Origin of the sequence: Mesorhizobium sophorae (assembly GCF_002270415.1) — a bacterium.
GTDB classification, from domain to species: domain Bacteria; phylum Pseudomonadota; class Alphaproteobacteria; order Rhizobiales; family Rhizobiaceae; genus Mesorhizobium; species Mesorhizobium sophorae.
This window is the reverse complement of the sequence record NZ_NNRI01000007.1, coordinates 35,833-54,343: the sequence shown is the minus strand read 5'-3', so window position 1 is coordinate 54,343 and position 18,511 is coordinate 35,833. Positions and strand designations below refer to the sequence as shown.

The following is an 18,511-nucleotide window of genomic DNA, read 5'->3' as shown; positions in this document are numbered from 1 at the left end:
TCCTTCAGGTCCTGCATAATCCGAGATATGCCGGCGCCTTCGTCTACGGTCGAACGCGTGGACGGCCCCGGGCCGGGCGGTGGCGTTTCGCAGATCAAGGTGGATATGGCTCGGTTCGTCATCCCCGACATGCATCCAGGTTATATCGCCTGGGAGTGCTTTAGGGCCAACTAGGAGCGTCTCACCACCAATGCACAAGCCTATGGAATGCAGCGCCGCGCCGGACCGGTGCGCGAAGGCAGCGCCTTGCTCCAGGGCCGCGTTCTCTGCGGCCCTGTGCGGCGAGCGCATGGGAGTTCATTATAGCCAAGAGCACGGCAAACCCGTCCCGACCTATATCTGCCAGGAGACCGCCACCCGTCGTGGCGGCAAGGTATGCCAGTCCGTGCCCGGCAAAGTCGTCGACCCCGCGGTGGGTGCATTGCTTGTCGAGCTGATGACGCCGATGACCCTTGACGTCACCCTGGAGCGGACGCGTCATGACGCCGAGCTCGCCCGGCGCCGCTACATGAAGGTCGATCCCGCCAATCGCCTCGTTGCCGACACTATCGAGGCCGAGTGGAACGAGAAGCTGCGGCCCCACACCGACGTCGTCGAAGACTATGAACAACGCGCGCCCGAGCAAGCCGCTGCCCTCGATGCCGAGACGCAGCAACGCGTCCGCGATCTTGCCGAGCAACTCCCGCGGATCTGGAGCGATCCCCGCATCGACATGAGTGAGCGCAAGCGCATCCCGCGTCTGCTGGTGGCCGACGTCACCCTGGTCAAGGCCGAGAGGATTATCGCAAACGTGCGACTATCCGGCGGGGCGACCCGCACCTTGACGCTGGACCGGCCCTTGCCGATCGCCCAGATCCGCAAGTTCAAGCCTGAGCTCGTCGCCGATGTAGACCGCTTGCTCGACCGTCATTGCGATCGCGAGATCGCCGATATCTTCAATGAACGCGGTCTGCGAAGCTGGGAAGGCAAGCCGTTCAACTCAAGAAGATCGCCTTCATCCGTGGGGCCTACAACCTGCCCGGCCGTCGCCAGCGCCTGCGGGATTGTGGTCTGCTCATCACCCAGGAAGTGGCCGAACACTTCGCGATCGCCGAGACCACGGTGCATCAATGGGGGCGCCAGGGCTCATCACCAAAGTCTGCAGCGACAATCTCAACCGTGGTCTGCGGGATACTCCTTCCGGCCTCACGATTATCAAAGGCCGCCCGGGTCCGAACGCCGTTCCCGCCCGCCGTGCCTTAATTACCGCTCCATCAACCGGACAGGACTCATTATGAAACATTCAACCCAGCGCTATTTGCAGATGACGCCGGATCTCCTCGAGGCGGCCAGCGAGCGCTTTGCACCGTACGCGATGGAGGCCAACCATGACGGATAAAAACCTCCTTGGTCCGTGGATTCGTCGGTTTCTACTGGAACATCTTGTCGCCGAGCGCAATCTTTCCCGCAACACCCAAGCCAGCTACCGCGACACGCTGGCTCTGTTGCTGCCGTTCGCTAGCAAACAGGAAGGCTGTGCCATCGATTGCATGACCGTCGAAGAGCTGACGCCGGAAGTCGCCCGTAAGTTCCTGGACCATCTGGAACGTGATCGCCGATGCAGCGATGCAACCCGCAACCAACGGCTTGTGACCATTCATTCACTGGCTCGCTTCATCGGCACGCGGTCGCCGGTCCACCTGGCCTGGTGTTCCGAGATAAGGGCAATCCCATTCAAGAAGACCGCAAAGGCCGCGATCGGATATCTCGAAGAGGCCGAGATGGATGCGCTTCTCGGTCAACCCGACAGGCGTACGACTCTGGGGGCGCGCGACCATGCTCTGCTGCTATTCCTGTACAACAGCGGTGCTCGCGCGGATGAGGTAGCAAAATTGACGGTCGGCAATCTTCAACTGGGCGCGTTTCCTTCAGTGCGTCTTCATGGCAAGGGGAACAAGATCCGGATCTGCCCATTGTGGCCAGCGACGGCAACATCGCTGGCCCGCCTGGTGATCGATCGGGATAAAAGCGATGCAGTCTTTCTTGGGCGGATGAAGGAGCCTCTGACGCGGTTCGGAATACACCGCGTCGTGACGCAATATGCTGCCATGGCAAGCAAAGCCGTTCCGACCCTGACCAAGAAGCGCGTCAGCCCCCATACGATTCGGCACACGACAGCCGTCCACCTCCTGCGTGTAGGTGTCGATATCAACACGATCCGCGTTTGGCTGGGCCATGTGTCGTTGGACACCACGCACATCTAAGCCGAGGTGGATCTGCAAATGAAGGCCAAGGCGTTGGCCAAGGTTGATATCAGCAGCCTGAAAAAGCCCCCACGTCAACGATTCCCTGCCGTCATTGATGGCATTCCTGAAAGCATTGTAGTGCAATTGCCATCGCCGTTCTTCTTTATGTGGCGGCTTGGGCCGAGGAAATCACCGAGAGCCTTGGCTCACCCCTGCAGCCGCAACATAAATCTGGCCGCAACATAACGACTGCAGCCATAGCCGCCGGGATGGACGGCGCGATACGGCGAGCATTAGCGTGCCCCGGCTCTTCAGTTCCAGCGCCAGCCCCGCCCATTCGGCTCCGGAAGCCGCCGCAGGCCCTGCTTGAGCCCGCCCTGGCGAACAGCCGGCGCTCAAGCGCGTCGTCGGTCAGCTCGCCCGGCAGCGGCCAGTTCAACCCCGCCGGAGCTGCACGCTTCAGATTATTATCCTGCACGGTGCTGCGCGCTGTGCCCAGCCTCTGGGCGATCTCTCGGGCGCTCGTTCCGTCACCCGCAAGCCGCAGCATCTGTCGTAAATGTCTCATGGTCAGCCTTCTCTTTGCCGGCATTACGCGTCTCTTGTTCCAAAGGACCGTCATGCCAAAGTTGCTGACCCAGGTGCTCCTTCTCAGGCTTCAAAGTGGCCGGATATTAATCGGAATGGTGGCCAGCTTCACGTCGGAACGGCGGCCGGCTTCAAGCTAGAATGCCCGGCCGGATATGTCGGAATCTGCACGTAAACCTTTCCGTCGTCGGTGCGCTCGATGATGCCCCAATCGATCAGCCCGGACAGATCGTCATGCACGCGCTTCAGGTGCTCGATCAGCTCCCACCGCTTGGGGCTGATCACCGTGAACAGCTGCGAGGGCGAACTGAATGTGAAGGTTCCGAAGGGATACCCGTTCGCATGGCCTTCTTTGCGCGCTCGATGGACTCTACCAGAACGGCATCGGCATCGCTGCGGACCTGGATACGCGCTGTTTTCATGACTGCTATCGCCTCAAAGAAGCCGCTGAAGCCTTTGCCCGGGAAACAAAGTCAAACTAACAAATCCACATCTGTCCTGCCTTGCGGGTGGAGGAGTTTGACTGAGCTTAACCGGGGGAATATTGAAGTGACCCGCGGGGACACATCGCGCATGGTCCAGCTTCGGGATGGACTGCTGTCGAGACTGATCAGCCCGGAGACGCCATCGCGAATCTGCGAGATAGATGCGACGCAGCCTGGCCGCCGAGCCCGATCATGTAGCGCGGCCGCCGACACTATCGCCGACGAGCACGCCAGGTCCAACGATCTCGTCGGCCTCAACCAGATGGAACGGTTGAGGCCGACAGCGGCCGACTTTACATCAGGTCCGGGACCCCCCTAGTGCGGTGGTATCGAGTTTTTCTTCGGGAATGTCGTCGAAGGATGCGTAGTTAAGATTGTAGAGTTTGGAATAGAACCCACCCATGGCCATCAGTTGGTCGTGGTTGCCGGTCTCAATGACCTGGCCATTCTGAAGTACAATGATGCGGTCGGCACCACGGATTGTTGCAAGGCGGTGGGCGATGACGAGGCCAGTGCGGTCTTCAAGAAGTTTTCTCAGAGCCTTCTGGATCAGGATTTCCGTGTAGCTGTCGATGTTGGCGGTGGCCTCATCAAGAACCAGGATCTTGGCGTCGGCAACGAGAGCGCGGGCGAAACTGATGAGCTGGCGCTGGCCGAGAGAAAGGTTGCCACCGCGTTCTCCGATTTCGGCTTCATAGCCGTTGGCAAGGCTCATGATGAAGTCGTGGGCGCAGACCGCCTTGGCGGCCTCGATGACCTTGTCGCGCGTGGCGTCGGTCTTATGGTAACGAATGTTATCGAAGACCGTCCCCGTGAATAAGAACGGCTCCTGCAGCACCATGGCGATTTGGCCGCCGAGCGATTCTTGGGTGAGATCGCGCACATCATGTCCGCCGACCAGCACCTGGCCCTGCTGAACATCATAGAGGCGGCGGACGAGGGCCATCGCACTCGATTTGCCAGAACCGGTTGGCCCGACCAAGGCGACCGTCTCGCCGGGATCGACCCGGAAGGAGACATTTTTCAGCACCGGATGGTTGGGTTCGTAGCCGAAGGTGACGTTCCTGAATTCGACCGAGCCGCCCATTTCCGGCGAAAGCACCCTGGCACCCGGTTTGTCCTGTACCTCGATCTTGACGTCGAGCACATCGGTCAGGCGCTTGCCGGAGGCCATGGCACGCTGCATGACCGAATATTGCAGGGTAAGTGAGCGAATTGGGTCAAAAAAGCGCTGGATGTAGAACAGGTAGGCGACCAATACGCCCACATCGATTCTACCATTCATGACCATGGAGCCGCCGACCGCGATCATGACGGCCATGGCCAGGCCGGTGAGGCCATCGACGATCGGGACCATGACCTGTGCACACCTGGCAGCGATCAGGTGAGCCCTGAGGTTGGCATGTGCCTTATCGTCATAGAGCATGAAATTTACCTGCTGACGGTGCATGGACTGTATGGTACGCACGCCGTGAATGGCTTCGGCTAGCGCGCCATTGACGACCGAATTGGTCTCATGTGCGGCCATGAAGGCATGGCGGGCACGCGGCAACCAGACGATCCGGATGATCAACAAGGCCGGCAGGACAGAGAGCGTCAGGAGGCCGAGGCGGAAGTCGAGGTACAACATCACGAAAACAATGCCGAAGAGAAGCGCAAAATCGGCTACGGAATAGATTGAGGTTTCGAGGAATTCGTGGATGGCGTAGACGTCGCCTTGAAGGCGGGACATCAGGCGTCCGACCTCGGTCTTGTCCATGAAGGAGAGCGAAACCTTCTGCAGATGACCAAACATGGCGCGGCGGATATCGAAGAGGACGTTCTCGGTCATTTTCCCCACCGCGGTTTCCTGTGTGTAGGCGGCGCCGAAATTAACCACAATGGTGAGGCCGAACGCCTCGGCGGCCGCAAGCAGGGCGGAGCGATCAGCGCCAGCCGAAGTCATGGCGTGGTCGATCGCGTAACGGATGATAAGCGGCATGAGAAGCTGCGTACCGGTGAAGATCATCAATGCGGCGACGGAGATGATTACCATAGCGCGGTAGGGGCGGACGAAGGCCCAGATGCGCCGAACGATGTTGTTGTCGAAAGCCCGGCCGAACATCTCCTCCTCGATGCGATGGGAGCCGACGACCGCGCGCGGGGGGCGCCTGCCGTCATTGGTTTCGGTTTCGGGTTCGCTGACATGCCCCTTGGCCATCAGGTCACGCCTCCATTCGCGATCGCGATGTCATCACTGGCGCGCAACTGGAAATCGTGCAAGGCGCTATAGCGTCCTCGCTTGACCAAGAGCTCTTGATGGGTACCGCGCTCGACGATCTCGCCGTTGTCGACAAAAAGGATCTGGTCGGCGTGCGTGAGCAAACTCAGCCGGTGGGCGATGATGATCGTAACCCTATCCTTGGCGAAACGTCGTATCGCCGCGCGGATGCGCTGCTCGGTGGCCCCATCGATCGCGGCCGTTGAGTCGTCGAAAACGACGATTGATGGGCGCAGCATCATCGTGCGAGCTATCGTGAGACGCTGGCGCTGGCCGCCCGAGAGAGAGGCGCCGCGTTCGCCGACGACCGTCTCGTAGCCTGATGGCAGGCTAAGGATGTAGCTGTGCAGCTGGGCGGATTCGCTGGCGCGCTCGATCCGCTGTTCCCTCGCCCAGGGATCGCCGTAAGCGATGTTGTTCTCGATCGTCGTGGTGAAAAGGAATGCATCCTGCTGTGCGACGGCGACCATCTTGCGAAGCGTCGCGAGGGTGACCCCGCGGATGTCATGCCCGTCAAGCGTGATGGCGCCCCCGCTCACGTCGTAAAAGCGGGCAATCAGATGAGCCATTGTCGATTTGCCGGAACCCGGCGGACCGACGATCGCGATCGTCTCGCCCCTGCGGGCTTCAAAGCTGATATTCTTCAAAATGGCGCGGTTTTCGGTACCGGGATATGCAAACGAGACATTGTCGAACCGCAGAATGCCTTCACTGATCTCGAGCGGTCTGGCGCCGGGAGCATCCCTGATCGTGATATCCTGGTCGAGGAGAGCGAAGAGACGCGAACCGCAAGTCGAAGCGCGGGCGAAGGCATTGACCATCAGACCGATCTGGCGGACGGGCATTTGCAGGATCGTCATGAAGGTCAGGAACGTCGCCAGCGTCCCGACCGTGATATCGCCGGCGATGAGCTTGTTGCAACCGATCCAGAGCACCAACCCCATGGCGAAAAAAAAGGAGAGGGTCATTGCCGATGTGTTGGGCACGGAGACGTCAACCTGGTGGTGTGCGCGGTCGAGCGCGTTCTTCGAGGCGCGGTCGAACTTCAGCATCTCATAAGCCTGTGCCGAAAAGGCGCGGACGACCCGGATGCCTGCGAGATTTTCCTCCATCACGCGGCTCAGGACCGAAAGCCGCTCCTGCAGGTCTAGCCAGGTGGCGCGCAGCCTAAGGTGTGTGACCGACGAGCGCCAGGCGACGAAAGGTACGAAGCTCAGCGCGACCAGGCCGAGCACCGGGTCGGTTGAGATCATAGTGTAGGCGCCGATCCCGATCAGCATGCTGAGCAAGAGCACGCGAACCAGTGCGTTGGAAAAATACGTCCGCACGCCGTCAAGATCGAGAATGCCGAGCATGATCAGATCACCTGAATGCACGCGATCGTGATAGGAAAAGCTGAGACGCTGGATCTTGTCGTAACAAGCGAGCCGCAGTTCGTACGCGACTTGATGCCCGACGGCTTCGGCAAAATAGTTCTGCGCCATCGTGAAGAGGCCGCGTAGCGCGCTGACACCGAGCAGCAGCAGAGCCGGGGTCCAGAGCGCTTGTTCTGCCGTGGTCCCCGTGACACCGTCCCCGATCGCTATCTGGGTCTGGTCGACAGCCCGCCCGAGAAGCTGGGGAATGAGCAACTGGAGGATTACTGCTCCGATCGTGGAACCGAAAGCGAAGGTGACCTGCCGAGGGTGCCGCAAGTTCATACGCGTAATGCGCAGCAGCGTATTCAAGCCTCGCCCCCGGCGGGTCGCCTCCGCATGGGTGGCCGAATTCAGAGCGTTCGTTGCTGTGCCAATGGCATTGCTCACGGGTGTGTTCCCGACTGAATTTTGCCCCCTTGACGGCAAGCCGGACGGCTTTCCATATCAAAGGCGTCCGCGAAGTTGATCCTGGCCATCTGCTGCAGTGCGCGCTCCGACAAGCCGAGCCACCGCTTCGCTTGCTGACATATCGATCACCGTGATTCCGCTTGCCGCCAGAAAACGGGCTTCGTTTCTGGTCAGCGTTTGCGCATCCATTACCGTGCAATGTGGGCCTATGGAGCGCTTCAAGATCTGCCTGGCATAGGTGCGCAGCATCTGATCATTGAAGCGGCAGCCGAAGAAGAAAAGACCCCGATCGTTGCGCCGTTCCTTCACCGCGTCTGGGATCGGGGTCTGAATATCGATTTCGGTAAGGACTTCGACATAGTCGGAATCCGCCACTAGGAAATTTGCCGCCGGCCTAATGCTGCCGTGAGGTGTATAGAGGACCGTCTTTGCCACCGATCCGGATTCGAGTTCGTTGCCGGACAAATCATACGTTTTCGTCCAAATGTCACCGAATTCGTTCGCCCGAGTTACGCCTTGTATCTCGACGACGTCCGTTCGGCCGGCATCTGCGAGGGCCGCCCGCATGGCGCCGTCGTACCAGCTGTCGATGATGAGGGAGAGCGGCAGCGTTGCGAGCCAGGCGTGGAGGACAGTCGGCGCCGCCGGCGCTGCGAAGATCTCGGCCATCCATGTTTGAAGTGTGCGGCGGTGCCGGCGCTGTTCAATAAACTGCGCGACCGACCACATATTGGTGCGGATCTTGGAAGGTGCTGGCATCCTCGTGTTGAGCGCCGCGGCGACGGCTTCCGAGGTAAACGGTACAGTCGGCTCCGCGGAGCTCAGCCGGAGAAGGCCCGGACCGAGATACGGGATCACCTGATCGGCGGCTAGCGCTTGCTTCGCAAGCTCAAGCAGCTTTTCGGCAAAGCTGTCCCGGACAATGACGAGGTGCCTCGAGGGTGGGATCGTGTTCATGCTCGCTTCCTCTGGTCGCGCTCTCTATCAATCCGCGGCATTAGTCCTCGTCGGAGATCTTCCTTGCCTCGACGGTGATCGGCAAAGGCGTATCGCGTGGAAGGTCGGGTAAAACGAATCGCCAGCCGTTTTTGAGCGTCACGGCCCCGCCCCACAACGCTTCCTTCTCGAGTTTGACGATCGGCTCTTCGAGATCCTTCTTGGGGATATACGCCGACAAGCCAGCGCCGGTCCTGCGGATCATTACTTTCATCTGGCCGTTCCTTCATTCACAGTGCTGTCGGTCCTGCTCGGAGCCTCGACCTTGTCGAGGCTCATCAGTTCACGCGCTCGCATGCCGACCACCGTGCCACGATCGATCCACTCGACCGCGTAGATGAAGAACTGCTGGAGAAAGGTGCCAACATCGCGCACATAGCCCTCGTCGCCCTTCCGCACGAGGTTTTCGCCGATCTGCCTGCCAGGAAAGGTGCCGTCATTCTTTATGTGGCGCGTGGCACGGACCCGCTCACCCGGCTCAAATCGTGGAGGTTGGTGGATTTCGACCTCCTGTTCGCGTCCGAGCCCCATGGCCGTTCCTTCCTTCTTGAGGTGTCAGTTTGTTGATAAAGGCGTTTCAGGCCACCGGATATCAAGCAGGAACGCAGGTCTTCGGCATAGGGCACACCGAGGCGCATTGCTGCGTATCGAAGGCCCCCTCGCATTCGGTGCACTTGTCCCGCTCGATCACGTAGCTCTCGCCCTTGAATTCGATCGCGCCTGAGGGACATTCGAACTCGCAAGCGCCGCATTGAGTGCATTGGGATGCGATGATCTTAAAACTCATTGTAACTCCTGGTTCGGTTGGGAATGAGACGGCTCAGGCCGTCGCCGCCAGCGGTTGGACGCTAAGCTCGGCGGCGTAAAGCGCGCTGATTGCCGTCTCGATGTAGTCATGCCCGTAAGCGTCGCTCGCTCGGATTCCAGCTTCCGCGAGTTGATCCTTTGGACAATCTCCGATCTTGGCGCACAGCACGATGTCTATGCCCCCCAGAGCAGCGATGATTGCTGCGAGGGTGCCTTTTTCGCCCCAGCCGCCGAGGCAATACTGCTCGACCTTGCGATGCCCGACGAAGGTGATCCCGCGCGGCGAGGCTTCATAAATCTGGAATTCCTTCGCATGGCCGAAATGATCGTTGACACGGCCGCCGCCCTTGGTCGCAACTGCCACAAGAAGGGACTTGCCGGAACCTGCTGCCTTGAGCATTCCGATCGCCTTGCTTCTGGCCGCCATGTGATCGCGGCGCTCGTGCGCGACCACCTCGCGATAGGCCTCGCGCTTGCTGGCGTCGTAGGTGACCTCGGTGGGAATTCGGTCGAGTGTGAATTCCTGGCCATCATCCTCGCCGATCAGGCCGACGGCATCGGCCCGGCATTGCCGGCAATGGCGCATCAACTTGGCGCCGCCTTCGAGACGATCCTGGAGGGCCTTGAGTTCCGTTGCATTGGGGCCGCGTTGCCCGGTCAGGCCGTAATGCGTACCGTGCGCGGGGTCGGAAATCAGGGGCATGACATTGTGCAGGAACGCCCCGCGCTCCTTGACCCATTTATTTACCTCGATCAGATGCTCGTCGTTGACGGCGGGGATCACCACCGAGTTGATCTTGGTCAGGATGCCGCGCGCGCTCAGCATTTCCAGACCCAGCATCTGCCGCTCGTGCAGGATCCGGGCGGCTTCGATGCCGGTGTATCGGCGGTGGCCGTGAAAGATCCAAGGATAGATCTTTGCACCGACTTCCGGATCGACCATGTTGATGGTGATCGTCACGTGATCGACATTCATGTCGGCAAGCTCGGCGACGCGATCCGGTAGCGCGAGTCCATTGGTCGATATGCACAGCTTGACGTCGGGGATCTCTCTGGCGACTCGCTCGAACGTTGCCTTTGTCTTCTTCCAGTCGTAACAGGCGTCGCCCGGTCCGGCGATGCCGAGTACCGAAAGCTGCGGCACTTCGTTGGCAACCGCGATCACCTTGCGTAGCGCCTGGTCGGGAGTGAGCTTTTCCGAGACGACTCCGGGCCGGCTTTCGTTGGCGCAGTCATATTTGCGATTGCAATAGTTGCACTGGACATTGCAAGCCGGCGCGACCGCAACGTGCATGCGCGCAAAATAATGGTGGGCTTCTTCTGAAAAGCAGGGATGATCCTTGATTCTCTCCCAGACAACCGGATCCAAGTCGTCTGGCTTCTCCGACGAGCCGCAGGATGGCGATGTGCAGCCAGCCGATTTCGCCGTCGCCAGCAATTGGTCGAAAGTCGTCGTGCTGGTCAGGGCCTCAAGCGAAACGATCGGTGCGGGCATCGAACGGCTCCGTTGCTGGTGGACGTCGCAGCTGGAAGCGCAAGAGCCATGCCAGCTCAAAGAGCGGTTTTAATTCACGAATTGGCTTTCCGTGTCGAATTCTGTCGTTTTGTTCGGACAGCGTTTTGTCGGCATTCCGACAGGCGGACAAGCGGATCGGGGCCGCGAAGGCAAGCGTGTCTGAGCCACAGTTCAGCAGCGCTGATGCAGCCCGCCATTGCAGGTTATCTGATCTCTGGAATTTCTTCACCTTGATGCCATACCGGCGCAGAGCGTAGCCGATTTGCCGCGGCGTGAGGTCGAGGATACGGGCGGCCTTTGCCTGAACCCAGCCCACCTTCTCCATAGTGTCGATCAGCCGGTCGCGCTCTGTCAGACGCAGGGCTGTCGCTGGGCAAGCAGGGACGATACCTTGTCGTGTGGAGTGCCGATGCGGCTGGCCAGCAGCCCTGATCCAGCCGGCAAAATGTTGCTGCGTGACAGCCCGTCGATTGCATTGGCGCCATGCGAACTCTCGGCTGCTTTCCACAGGAGCGAAGAAAGGCATTGACTATTCGTGCAGGCGAAGTCCGACGAAGTGATTGTCCATGACCGAGCAAGTGTAGCCGTCCATTGCACGCAGTTTTCCAGCTCGCGCACAGCAGTGTCCAGGACAACCACTGCTGCGTGGCGCATTTGCAGAAAGGACGGGAGGACCTTCACAACGTTGGCGAGCGTAATCTCCAGCGGAGCTGGCGCAGTCAGAACCTTCGATATCTCATAAATTCCCTGAGTGAGAGATCGGCTTTGTGCATGGTTTTGAGGGCCGGTTCCGGCCCGATGTCCGGAGGACCTCCTTCATCGAACCGATCCCGCAGCATATGGGCCATCGAAACACCTCAGCGGTTATCCAGGATACTCCTCCCAAGCGCGCCTTGGTCGTTTGAACTCCAGTATTCATTTGAACAGTGCGGGCGCCGCCGATCATCCGAACTTGAAGAGGACACCGAAGCCGCCGCGCGGATAGTTCCACTCGATCTCACCGCTGGCCTCGCACAAAATCCGGCAGGTGCCGCACTCCATGCAGCCATCGGGGGTGATCTCCACTTGGCCTGCGTCGTTCAACTCATAGCATTTGGCCGGGCACACGCGGGTCAGGGCGAGAAGGTTCGGGCTCGGCTTCTCGTGCGGTCGCACTTTGATATGCGGGCGGCCAGGATCGACCAAGTAGCGGTTGTGGTAAAGCTTGTCCTCGACGCGTAACTTGGTCACTGCCATCGTCATCTCTCCCTCAGCGCCACGCGCATGCTAGGCGGACCGCGTCGCTGACCAGCCCCCAGCGCGAACGAGCCTTGACGAAGGCGGCCGTGGTCGCTTTTTCCTTGTCGATCTTAGGGGTGCCGTCGACGCGCAGGAAGTTCTGCGCGGCCTTGGACAGCAATTGCGGATATGTGGTGAAGAAATTGCACGAATTGGTATGAAGCAAGGCTGGCATGTCCTTGTATTTGCGCAGATCTTTGACCACGAATGAATTGTCAAGCATGATCTTGTAAAGAGATAGGTTCCGTTTAGTCATTGGATGACTGCGCCTCTTGAGCTGAACGATTGCCTCAGCCGCGATACGGCCGGAGGTCATGGCGAGGTTCGAACCCTCGCGATGGATGGCGTTGTTCAACTGCGCGGCATCGCCGACCACCACCCAGCCGTCGCCAAAGAGCTGCGGAATCGCCTTGTAGCCACCTTCGGGAATGAGATGCGCGGCATATTCTTTGACCTCGGAGCCGGCGATCAGCGGCCGGATCGAAGGATGGTTTTTGAAGGCGTCAAGGAGAGCGTAAGGGCTCTCCATCGCTGCGGCGAAATCGGAAACGAGGCAGCCGACGCCCAATGAGATTGACTCCTTGTTGGTATAGAGGAAGCCGAGCCCGGCCATGCCGTGGGAGATCGTGCCCACCGCCTCGATCACACAGCCTTCATCGCCGTTGAGGCCGAACCGCTGCTCGATGACCTCTTCGGGCAGGAAATGCATCTCCTTGACGGCGAGCGCCACGGTTTCTGGTTTGGGCATCGATCGCAGGCCGGCCCGGGTGCCAAGCAGCCCGCACACACCTTCTGCGAGAACGACCACGTCCGCGCCTATTATTCCGCCGCTCCGATCTGTGCGGACGCCGATCACCCTATCCCTGCCATCTCGGACGAGCTCCGTCACGGTCGTCTCACAAAGAACCGTCGCGCCAGCCTCGCGCACCTTGCGCGAAAACCATTTATCGAACTGTGCGCGGATGATCGTATAGCGGTTCGGCTTCGCCTCATTGAAGTGGTCCGACCGGTGGTGAATCCCGGTGTGGGAGGTGTCGTCCATCACCCAAAGCCGCTGTTCGACCAGATGCCGCTCGAGAGGCGCATCGTCCCGGAAGTCCGGGATGATCTTCTCCAGCATGTTCGCGTACATGATGGCACCCTGGACATTCTTGGAACCCGGATATTCGCCGCGCTCCAACTGCAGCACCTTCAGGCCGTGGCTTGCCATGGTGTAAGCAGCCGCGTTACCGGACATGCCGGCCCCGATGACAATGGCGTCGAATTCTTCCTCGATCATGTCCATCTTCCTTAACTCGCTAGCTTGTCGCGACTATGCGGCGACAGCCGCCGGGTGAAGGCTTCCGTCAGTGCGGGCAGGAAGCGGATCGCATCAGTGACGATTCCAAGGTGGGCAAAATCGAAAATCGGCGCGTTCGGATCGGTGTTGATGGCGACAATGAGATCGGCGCCCTCGACGCCAACGCGATGCTGGATGGCGCCGGAAATCCCGGCCGCGATGTAAAGCTTCGGCCGGATGGTCTTGCCGGTTTGGCCGATCTGCCGATCAGCCGGCATCCAGCCCTTCTGGACCAGCGGGCGCGAACAGCCATGTTCGGCGCCGATCGCGCGCGCGAGATTCTTCACAAGCTGCAGATTCTCCGCGCCGCCGAGACCAAGGCCTCCCGCAACCACGACATCGGCATAGGCGAGATTTGCCTTTGCCGACTGGCTATCCGGCAGGAACCCGAGGACCTTGGTGACGATCTCATCCTCGGCTAACCACAGCTTGTGCTCGATGACACGACCTACCGGCCTGTCGGCGCGCTGCGGCATGGGCATGACCCTGGGACGCACTGTCGCCATCTGCGGCCGGCAATTGAGCGTATAGATCGTGCATAGCAAGGAACCGCCGAAAGTCGGACGGGTCGCGGCGAGCGATCCGTCTGTATCCACGTCCAGTTCGGTGCAGTCGGCCGTGAGCCCCGTATGTAAAGTCGTCGCCACGGAGCCGGCAAGATCCCTGCCGAGCGTGGTCGCGCCCAGCAGAAGGATCTCCGGTTTGTGGGTATCGACCAGATCCGTCATCGCCTTGGCGAAAGGCTCGTTCCGATAGTCGGCCAGCAACGGTGCCTCGACGAGGTAGACCATGTCGGCTCCATAAGCGAAGGCCTCGGCAACGGCGTTGCGGGTGGCTTCTTCAGGCGGTCCGAGCACGACGCCCGCAAGCTGGACGCCAAGCTTGTCTGCCAGCTTGCGGCCTTCGCCGAGCAGTTCCACGGATACGGGATGAACCTGGCCGCGTTCGAGCTCAATGAAAACCCAGACATGCCGATGGTCCTTGAAACGGTCAGGCAGTTCCTTCTTTATGCCGGCACGGCCGGCGGCAGGGCGAGGGGTTTCTCGGTTCGGGGTCGACATCGTCTGCTCCTTGCCCTCACGCGTCGTTGTTGAAGGCGAGTTCGTGTGCCAATTCCGGCTGCCGGGTGAAGAGTGCGGCGACGAGTTCGTCAGCGAGATCGCGCGGCGTCTTCTCCGCGGTTTCGATACGCTCCGCCTTTTCCGCCCGTGGGGTCGGGGCGAAAACACGCTTGACGACCGTCGGCGAGCCGCGCAGGCCGCATCTGGTGAGGTCCTCAATGCCGGCCTCGGCCGCACTCCACTTCACGACTTGGCTGCGCGCTGCGCACAGGGCGTCCTGAAGCGAACCCCGGCGGATCTCGTTGGTGCCTTCCAGCATGGCGACAAGGCAAGGAAGTCTGCTCTTAAGCAACTGCATGCCGCCTTCGCAGCGGCGCTCGACATTGATCTCGCGCGCAGCGAGATCAATGGAGGCGATCTTCGCGACATAGGTGAGTTGCAAGAGACCGAGGCGCTTGGCGATGCCGGGTCCGACCTGGGCGGTGTCACCATCGATCGTCTGCTTGCCGGTGAAGACGATGTCTGGCGTGCCGAACGTCTCGCCAACCTTGGCGATTGCTTGGGAAAGAGCGAAGGAGGTCGCCAACGTGTCGGAGCCGGCAAAATAGCGGTCGGTCAAGAGCACCGCGCGGTCGGCCCCATAACTGAGCGCCTTGCGCAGCGCGTTCTCTGCCATTGGCGGACCCATACTGAGCACTGTGACCTCGCCGCCATAAGCGTCGCGTAGCCTGAGCGCTTCTTCGAGGGCGAACAGGTCGTATGGGTTGATGATGGTCGGCACACCCTGACGCATGATCGTATTCGTCACCGGATGGACGCGTATCTGTGCCGAGTCCGGCACCTGCTTGATGCAGATTACGATGTGCATTGGCGGTTTCTCTAGGCTCCTGTCCGGATGCGGGCTTTGCGGTCGTCTCCTTCGCGCATCATTCATGCCAATCATTTGCGCGCCGCTCTTGCCGGAAATTCGGTTGGTTGCTTCTGAAGGCTTCGTCGTGATGACCCCCATTTGTCGACTTGGCGACATTGTTGCGTCGCATCCGTGTCGCGCTCATTCCTTCCCGAACCGTTTCAGCATGGACTCGAACGGGACGAAGGTGCGGCCCGGCGTAGCAGGTTTGTCCGGATCGTGGTCTTTGAGCACCTTGAACACCCTGTGCGTGAGCGGCGAGGAAATCGCGAAGTCCTGGTAGGCGCGCTCCAGCGTGCCGCGGACCCGCGCAGCGATCACCGAGTCGGGCAGTTCGGAGAGATCTTCGCTCGCAAGGTATTGGCCCATCCGCCTCATGATATGGAGCCGCGAGACATTGAGCACCTTGGGGTCATAGGAAACGCCAAGGATGGCGAAGAACTCCTCCGCAGCCGACAGGCCTTTCAGCCGCGCGAGGATATCCGTGAGATCGAAGGGACGGCCGTCAGCGGAACAACTCATTGCATTCTCCAAGGTCGGAAATTGTGTGCGATGGCGGAGCGGCTTTTTGCGCCACAAGCCGCGGCTGCTATCCTGGCGGAACGGATGGCGAGGAAAAACGACATCGTCCGCCTCAGTGGAATGCAAGGCTTCGGCCAGCCGTCTCGCTGCGCAGTCTATCGTAGGGCTCGACCAGTTGAGCTGCGGTGACGGTCGATTTGATCTCGGCTGCCATGCGGCGGACACGGGCAACCATCGCGGCTGCCAGATCCGGGTCGAGATCGCGGCCGCTTTCGCCCAGCACATGAGCAATCGCGGTGGCGCCGGAATGCTTACCGATGACGATACGCCGGCAGCGGCCCACGAGAGCCGGATCCAGTCCCTGATAGGTACGCGGGTCCTTCAGCATCCCGGCGACGTGAATGCCGGATTCGTGAGTGAAAACATCGGCGCCGACAACCGGCTTGATGGCTGCTGTCGTCCGCCGGTCGACCTGCGTCACCTGGGCCGCCAAGGCGGGCAATGCGGCCAGCTCTAGGCCCGTGTCTGGGCCGCCGAGGACCGCCATCGCGGTAGCCACCTCTTCCAGCGCGGCATTGCCGACGCGCTCGCCGAGCCCGAGAACGGTGACGGAGGCATGGCGCGCGCCGGCGCGTATCGCGGCCAGCGTGTTGGCGGCAGCGAGGCCGAGATCGTTGTGCCCATGAAATTCTATATCGATAGGAGACTGCGCCGCGACCTGGGCGACAGTTCGAAAATCGAAAACGGATCGAGAACGCCGACTGTGTCGGCCAGCCTGACACGGCTGGCGCCGGCGCGCGCGGCTGTTTCGACAACGCGAGCGAGATGATCCCGATCGGCCCGCGAGGCATCCTCGCAGCCCACGGCGACGAAGAAACCGCCGGCGGCTGCGCGTCCGACCATATACTCGATGACCTGAAGCGCTCCTGCATGATCGAGACCTAGCTTTGTGGCGAGTTGGATGTCCGATGCAGGCAGCGACAGATCGATGGCGGAGACGCCGCTCTCGATCGCTGCATCGAGATCCTGCGACGTTATCCGGCACCATGCCGTTAGCCGAACCGGGAGACTCCGCGCAACCGCGGCGCGAATTGCTTCGATCTCGTCGGCGCCCATGACGGGCGTGCCGATCTCGATTTCTGGGACGCCGGCTGCGGCGAGAGAATCGGCAAGCTCCAGCTTTTCCGCCTGTCGTGAAGGCGACGCCGGGTGCCTGCTCACCATCGCGCAATGTCGTATCGCTGAGAAAGATCCGACGGTTCATGAGCTGCCGGTTCTCGTGCTGCCCAGGCATAGACCGGATTGACGGTCTTCAGCGCTTCGCCTGCCGGGCCCACGCAGCCTTTCCACGATTGCGGGCACGACCTCGAGCACCCGATCGACGTCCGCTTCGCCATTCTGGCGCCCGAAGGAGAAGCGGACTGTTGCGTATGGCATTTTCATCGCCCGCAAGACATGGCTCGGCTCCAGCGATCCAGAGGTGCAGGCAGAGCCGGAGGAACAGGCGATGCCGAGGCGGCCGAGAAGAAGTGGGATTGCATCGCCTTCGATATCTTGGAAGGCAATGTTAGCGGTGTTCGGCAACCGCTCAAGCGAATCGCCAGCGACGAAGCTGTTTGGGATATGCTGGAGGATCCCGTCCTCGAGGCGGTCGCGGAGCGACTTTACCCGCGTAGCCTCGTCCTCCATGAATTTCAAGGCAAGTTCGGCCGCCATCCCCAGCCCGACGATGCCCGGCGTGTTCTCGGTGCCCGCGCGCCGGTCGCGCTCTTGGTGCCCCCCCTTGATCAATGAGCAGAAGGCCACGCCGCGCCTTACATAAAGCGCGCCGATCCCTTTCGGCCCATACAGCTTGTGGCCGGAGAGCGACAGCATGTCGACTGCCGTCGATTTCAGCTCTATCGGGAGTCTGCCCACCGTCTGCACGGCATCGGTATGGAAAAGGGCGCCGACTTCCTTGGCCAAGTCGGCAAGCTCGGCCACTGGAAAGATCGTACCAGTCTCATTGTTCGCCCACATGATCGAGACGATTGCGACTTTTGGCGTGAGGGCGACCCTGTAGGCGTCCAGGTCGAGCCGGCCACGGCGATCCACGGGGATTGTGTGCACCTTGACGCCGCGCGTCCTCTCAAGGTGTGCACACAGCGTCAGCACGGCCGGATGCTCGACGGCAGAAGTCACGATCTCTGCTCGATTGGGCATCACTTCGAGCGCCGAAAGAATCGCGGCATTGTCGCTTTCCGTCCCGCCAGAGGTGAAGATGACCTCATCGTCGAACTCCGCGCCGATCAGCGCTTGTACCTGCCGACGCGCCTTTCCAACCGCTGCACCGACCGAGGCGCCAAGACTGTGCATCGACGAAGGGTTGCCAAATTGCTCCGAAAAGAACGGCAGCATCGTTCGAACGACATCAGGGTCGACCCGCGTCGTTGCGTTGTTGTCGAGATAGACAGTCCTCATGCGCACGATTCACAGTCGATCGGAATGATGCGAAGCGCGAGCCACGTCGCATTGAGCTTCTGGCACACGTGGTTGATGCTGACGGCGAACCGGCCGCCGCTGCCGGTGCCCGTCAGTTTGTAAATGGCTTTGACCTTACACAGTGCAGTGGCTGTTTCCAGAATGCCGGCATTCTTCGGGACGAAAAAGCATCCCTTGACCTTGTCGCTATAGTCCAACATGCCTCTTTTCCTTCTCT

The 18,511-nt window shown here is 60.6% G+C and carries 18 protein-coding genes and 2 pseudogenes; 3 read left to right on the top strand and 17 right to left on the bottom strand.

Translation table 11 applies throughout. The features are described 5' to 3' along the window. The first annotated feature begins 289 nt into the window (after nt 1–289). The 3 genes from CGZ66_RS04760 to CGZ66_RS40325 are packed head-to-tail and all read left to right on the top strand — an operon-like array spanning nt 290 to nt 2,471. A complete protein-coding gene (locus CGZ66_RS04760) occupies nt 290–1,378 on the top strand; it encodes a hypothetical protein (RefSeq protein ID WP_245331019.1) in 1,089 nt (362 codons plus the stop codon). Continuing rightward, a complete protein-coding gene (locus tag CGZ66_RS04755) occupies nt 1,368–2,243 on the top strand; it encodes a tyrosine-type recombinase/integrase (protein WP_206073677.1) in 876 nt (291 codons plus the stop codon). The genes CGZ66_RS04760 and CGZ66_RS04755 overlap by 11 nt, the downstream gene beginning before the upstream one ends. A gap of 18 nt (nt 2,244–2,261) precedes the next feature. Next, nucleotides 2,262–2,471, top strand: coding sequence for a hypothetical protein (locus tag CGZ66_RS40325; RefSeq protein WP_206073676.1), 210 nt, complete (start codon nt 2,262–2,264; stop codon nt 2,469–2,471). 450 nt (nt 2,472–2,921) lie between these two features. On the opposite strand, the gene CGZ66_RS40650 is transcribed toward CGZ66_RS40325, so the two are convergent. The 17 genes and pseudogenes from CGZ66_RS40650 to CGZ66_RS04660 form a co-directional block, all read right to left on the bottom strand. Next, a complete protein-coding gene (locus CGZ66_RS40650) occupies nt 2,922–3,098 on the bottom strand; it encodes a DUF2087 domain-containing protein (RefSeq protein ID WP_245331018.1) in 177 nt (58 codons plus the stop codon). A 498-nt stretch (nt 3,099–3,596) separates the two neighbouring features. Continuing rightward, a complete protein-coding gene (locus CGZ66_RS04735) occupies nt 3,597–5,498 on the bottom strand; it encodes an ABC transporter ATP-binding protein (protein ID WP_095082088.1) in 1,902 nt (633 codons plus the stop codon). Next, entirely contained in the window at nt 5,498–7,351 is a 1,854-nt protein-coding gene (locus CGZ66_RS04730) for an ABC transporter ATP-binding protein (RefSeq protein WP_245331070.1), read from the bottom strand. The genes CGZ66_RS04735 and CGZ66_RS04730 overlap by 1 nt, the downstream gene beginning before the upstream one ends. 69 nt (nt 7,352–7,420) lie before the next feature. After that, the gene (locus CGZ66_RS04725; RefSeq protein WP_095082084.1) at nt 7,421–8,341 is read right to left on the bottom strand and encodes an SIR2 family NAD-dependent protein deacylase; all 921 of its coding nucleotides are present in this window, start codon (nt 8,339–8,341) and stop codon (nt 7,421–7,423) included. Nucleotides 8,342–8,381: 40 nt separating this feature from the next. Then, nucleotides 8,382–8,594: a putative nitrogen fixation protein NifT gene (nifT, locus tag CGZ66_RS04720; protein ID WP_095082082.1), complete on the bottom strand. Its 213-nt coding sequence runs from the start codon at nt 8,592–8,594 to the stop codon at nt 8,382–8,384. Beyond that, nucleotides 8,591–8,911 carry a nitrogen fixation protein NifZ gene (locus CGZ66_RS04715; protein ID WP_095082080.1) on the bottom strand — a complete coding sequence of 107 codons (321 nt, stop codon included), beginning with the start codon at nt 8,909–8,911 and terminating at the stop codon, nt 8,591–8,593. Before CGZ66_RS04715 ends, nifT begins: the two co-directional genes overlap by 4 nt. A 61-nt stretch (nt 8,912–8,972) precedes the next feature. After that, entirely contained in the window at nt 8,973–9,167 is a 195-nt protein-coding gene (locus CGZ66_RS04710; RefSeq protein WP_095082078.1) for a 4Fe-4S dicluster domain-containing protein, read from the bottom strand. A gap of 33 nt (nt 9,168–9,200) precedes the next feature. Continuing rightward, nucleotides 9,201–10,682, bottom strand: a complete 1,482-nt coding sequence (nifB, locus tag CGZ66_RS04705) for a nitrogenase cofactor biosynthesis protein NifB (protein ID WP_095082076.1) — start codon at nt 10,680–10,682, stop codon at nt 9,201–9,203. Between the two features lie 238 nt (nt 10,683–10,920). Then, nucleotides 10,921–11,321, bottom strand: a pseudogene (locus CGZ66_RS40645) (helix-turn-helix domain-containing protein); the annotation flags it as partial. Between the two features lie 324 nt (nt 11,322–11,645). After that, nucleotides 11,646–11,945 (bottom strand): ferredoxin family protein, encoded by a 300-nt coding sequence (locus CGZ66_RS04695; RefSeq protein ID WP_095082074.1) that lies wholly within the window; start codon nt 11,943–11,945, stop codon nt 11,646–11,648. Between the two features lie 7 nt (nt 11,946–11,952). Next, nucleotides 11,953–13,260 carry an FAD-binding protein gene (locus tag CGZ66_RS04690; protein WP_095084245.1) on the bottom strand — a complete coding sequence of 436 codons (1,308 nt, stop codon included), beginning with the start codon at nt 13,258–13,260 and terminating at the stop codon, nt 11,953–11,955. 11 nt (nt 13,261–13,271) lie between these two features. Continuing rightward, nucleotides 13,272–14,381, bottom strand: a complete 1,110-nt coding sequence (locus tag CGZ66_RS04685; protein ID WP_095082072.1) for an electron transfer flavoprotein subunit alpha/FixB family protein — start codon at nt 14,379–14,381, stop codon at nt 13,272–13,274. 16 nt (nt 14,382–14,397) lie between these two features. After that, a complete protein-coding gene (locus CGZ66_RS04680) occupies nt 14,398–15,249 on the bottom strand; it encodes an electron transfer flavoprotein subunit beta/FixA family protein (protein WP_095082070.1) in 852 nt (283 codons plus the stop codon). A gap of 183 nt (nt 15,250–15,432) precedes the next feature. After that, complete coding sequence (nifW, locus tag CGZ66_RS04675) at nt 15,433–15,813, bottom strand: nitrogenase stabilizing/protective protein NifW (protein WP_095082068.1); 381 nt, start codon at nt 15,811–15,813, stop codon at nt 15,433–15,435. 112 nt (nt 15,814–15,925) lie between these two features. Then, nucleotides 15,926–17,077 (bottom strand): annotated as a pseudogene (locus CGZ66_RS04670) (homocitrate synthase/isopropylmalate synthase family protein). Then, nucleotides 17,074–18,273 carry a cysteine desulfurase NifS gene (gene nifS / locus CGZ66_RS04665; RefSeq protein WP_095082066.1) on the bottom strand — a complete coding sequence of 400 codons (1,200 nt, stop codon included), beginning with the start codon at nt 18,271–18,273 and terminating at the stop codon, nt 17,074–17,076. The pseudogene CGZ66_RS04670 and the gene nifS overlap by 4 nt, the downstream one beginning before the upstream one ends. Next, nucleotides 18,270–18,494, bottom strand: a complete 225-nt coding sequence (locus CGZ66_RS04660) for a hypothetical protein (protein ID WP_095082064.1) — start codon at nt 18,492–18,494, stop codon at nt 18,270–18,272. The genes nifS and CGZ66_RS04660 overlap by 4 nt, the downstream gene beginning before the upstream one ends. Nucleotides 18,495–18,511 lie beyond the last annotated feature (17 nt).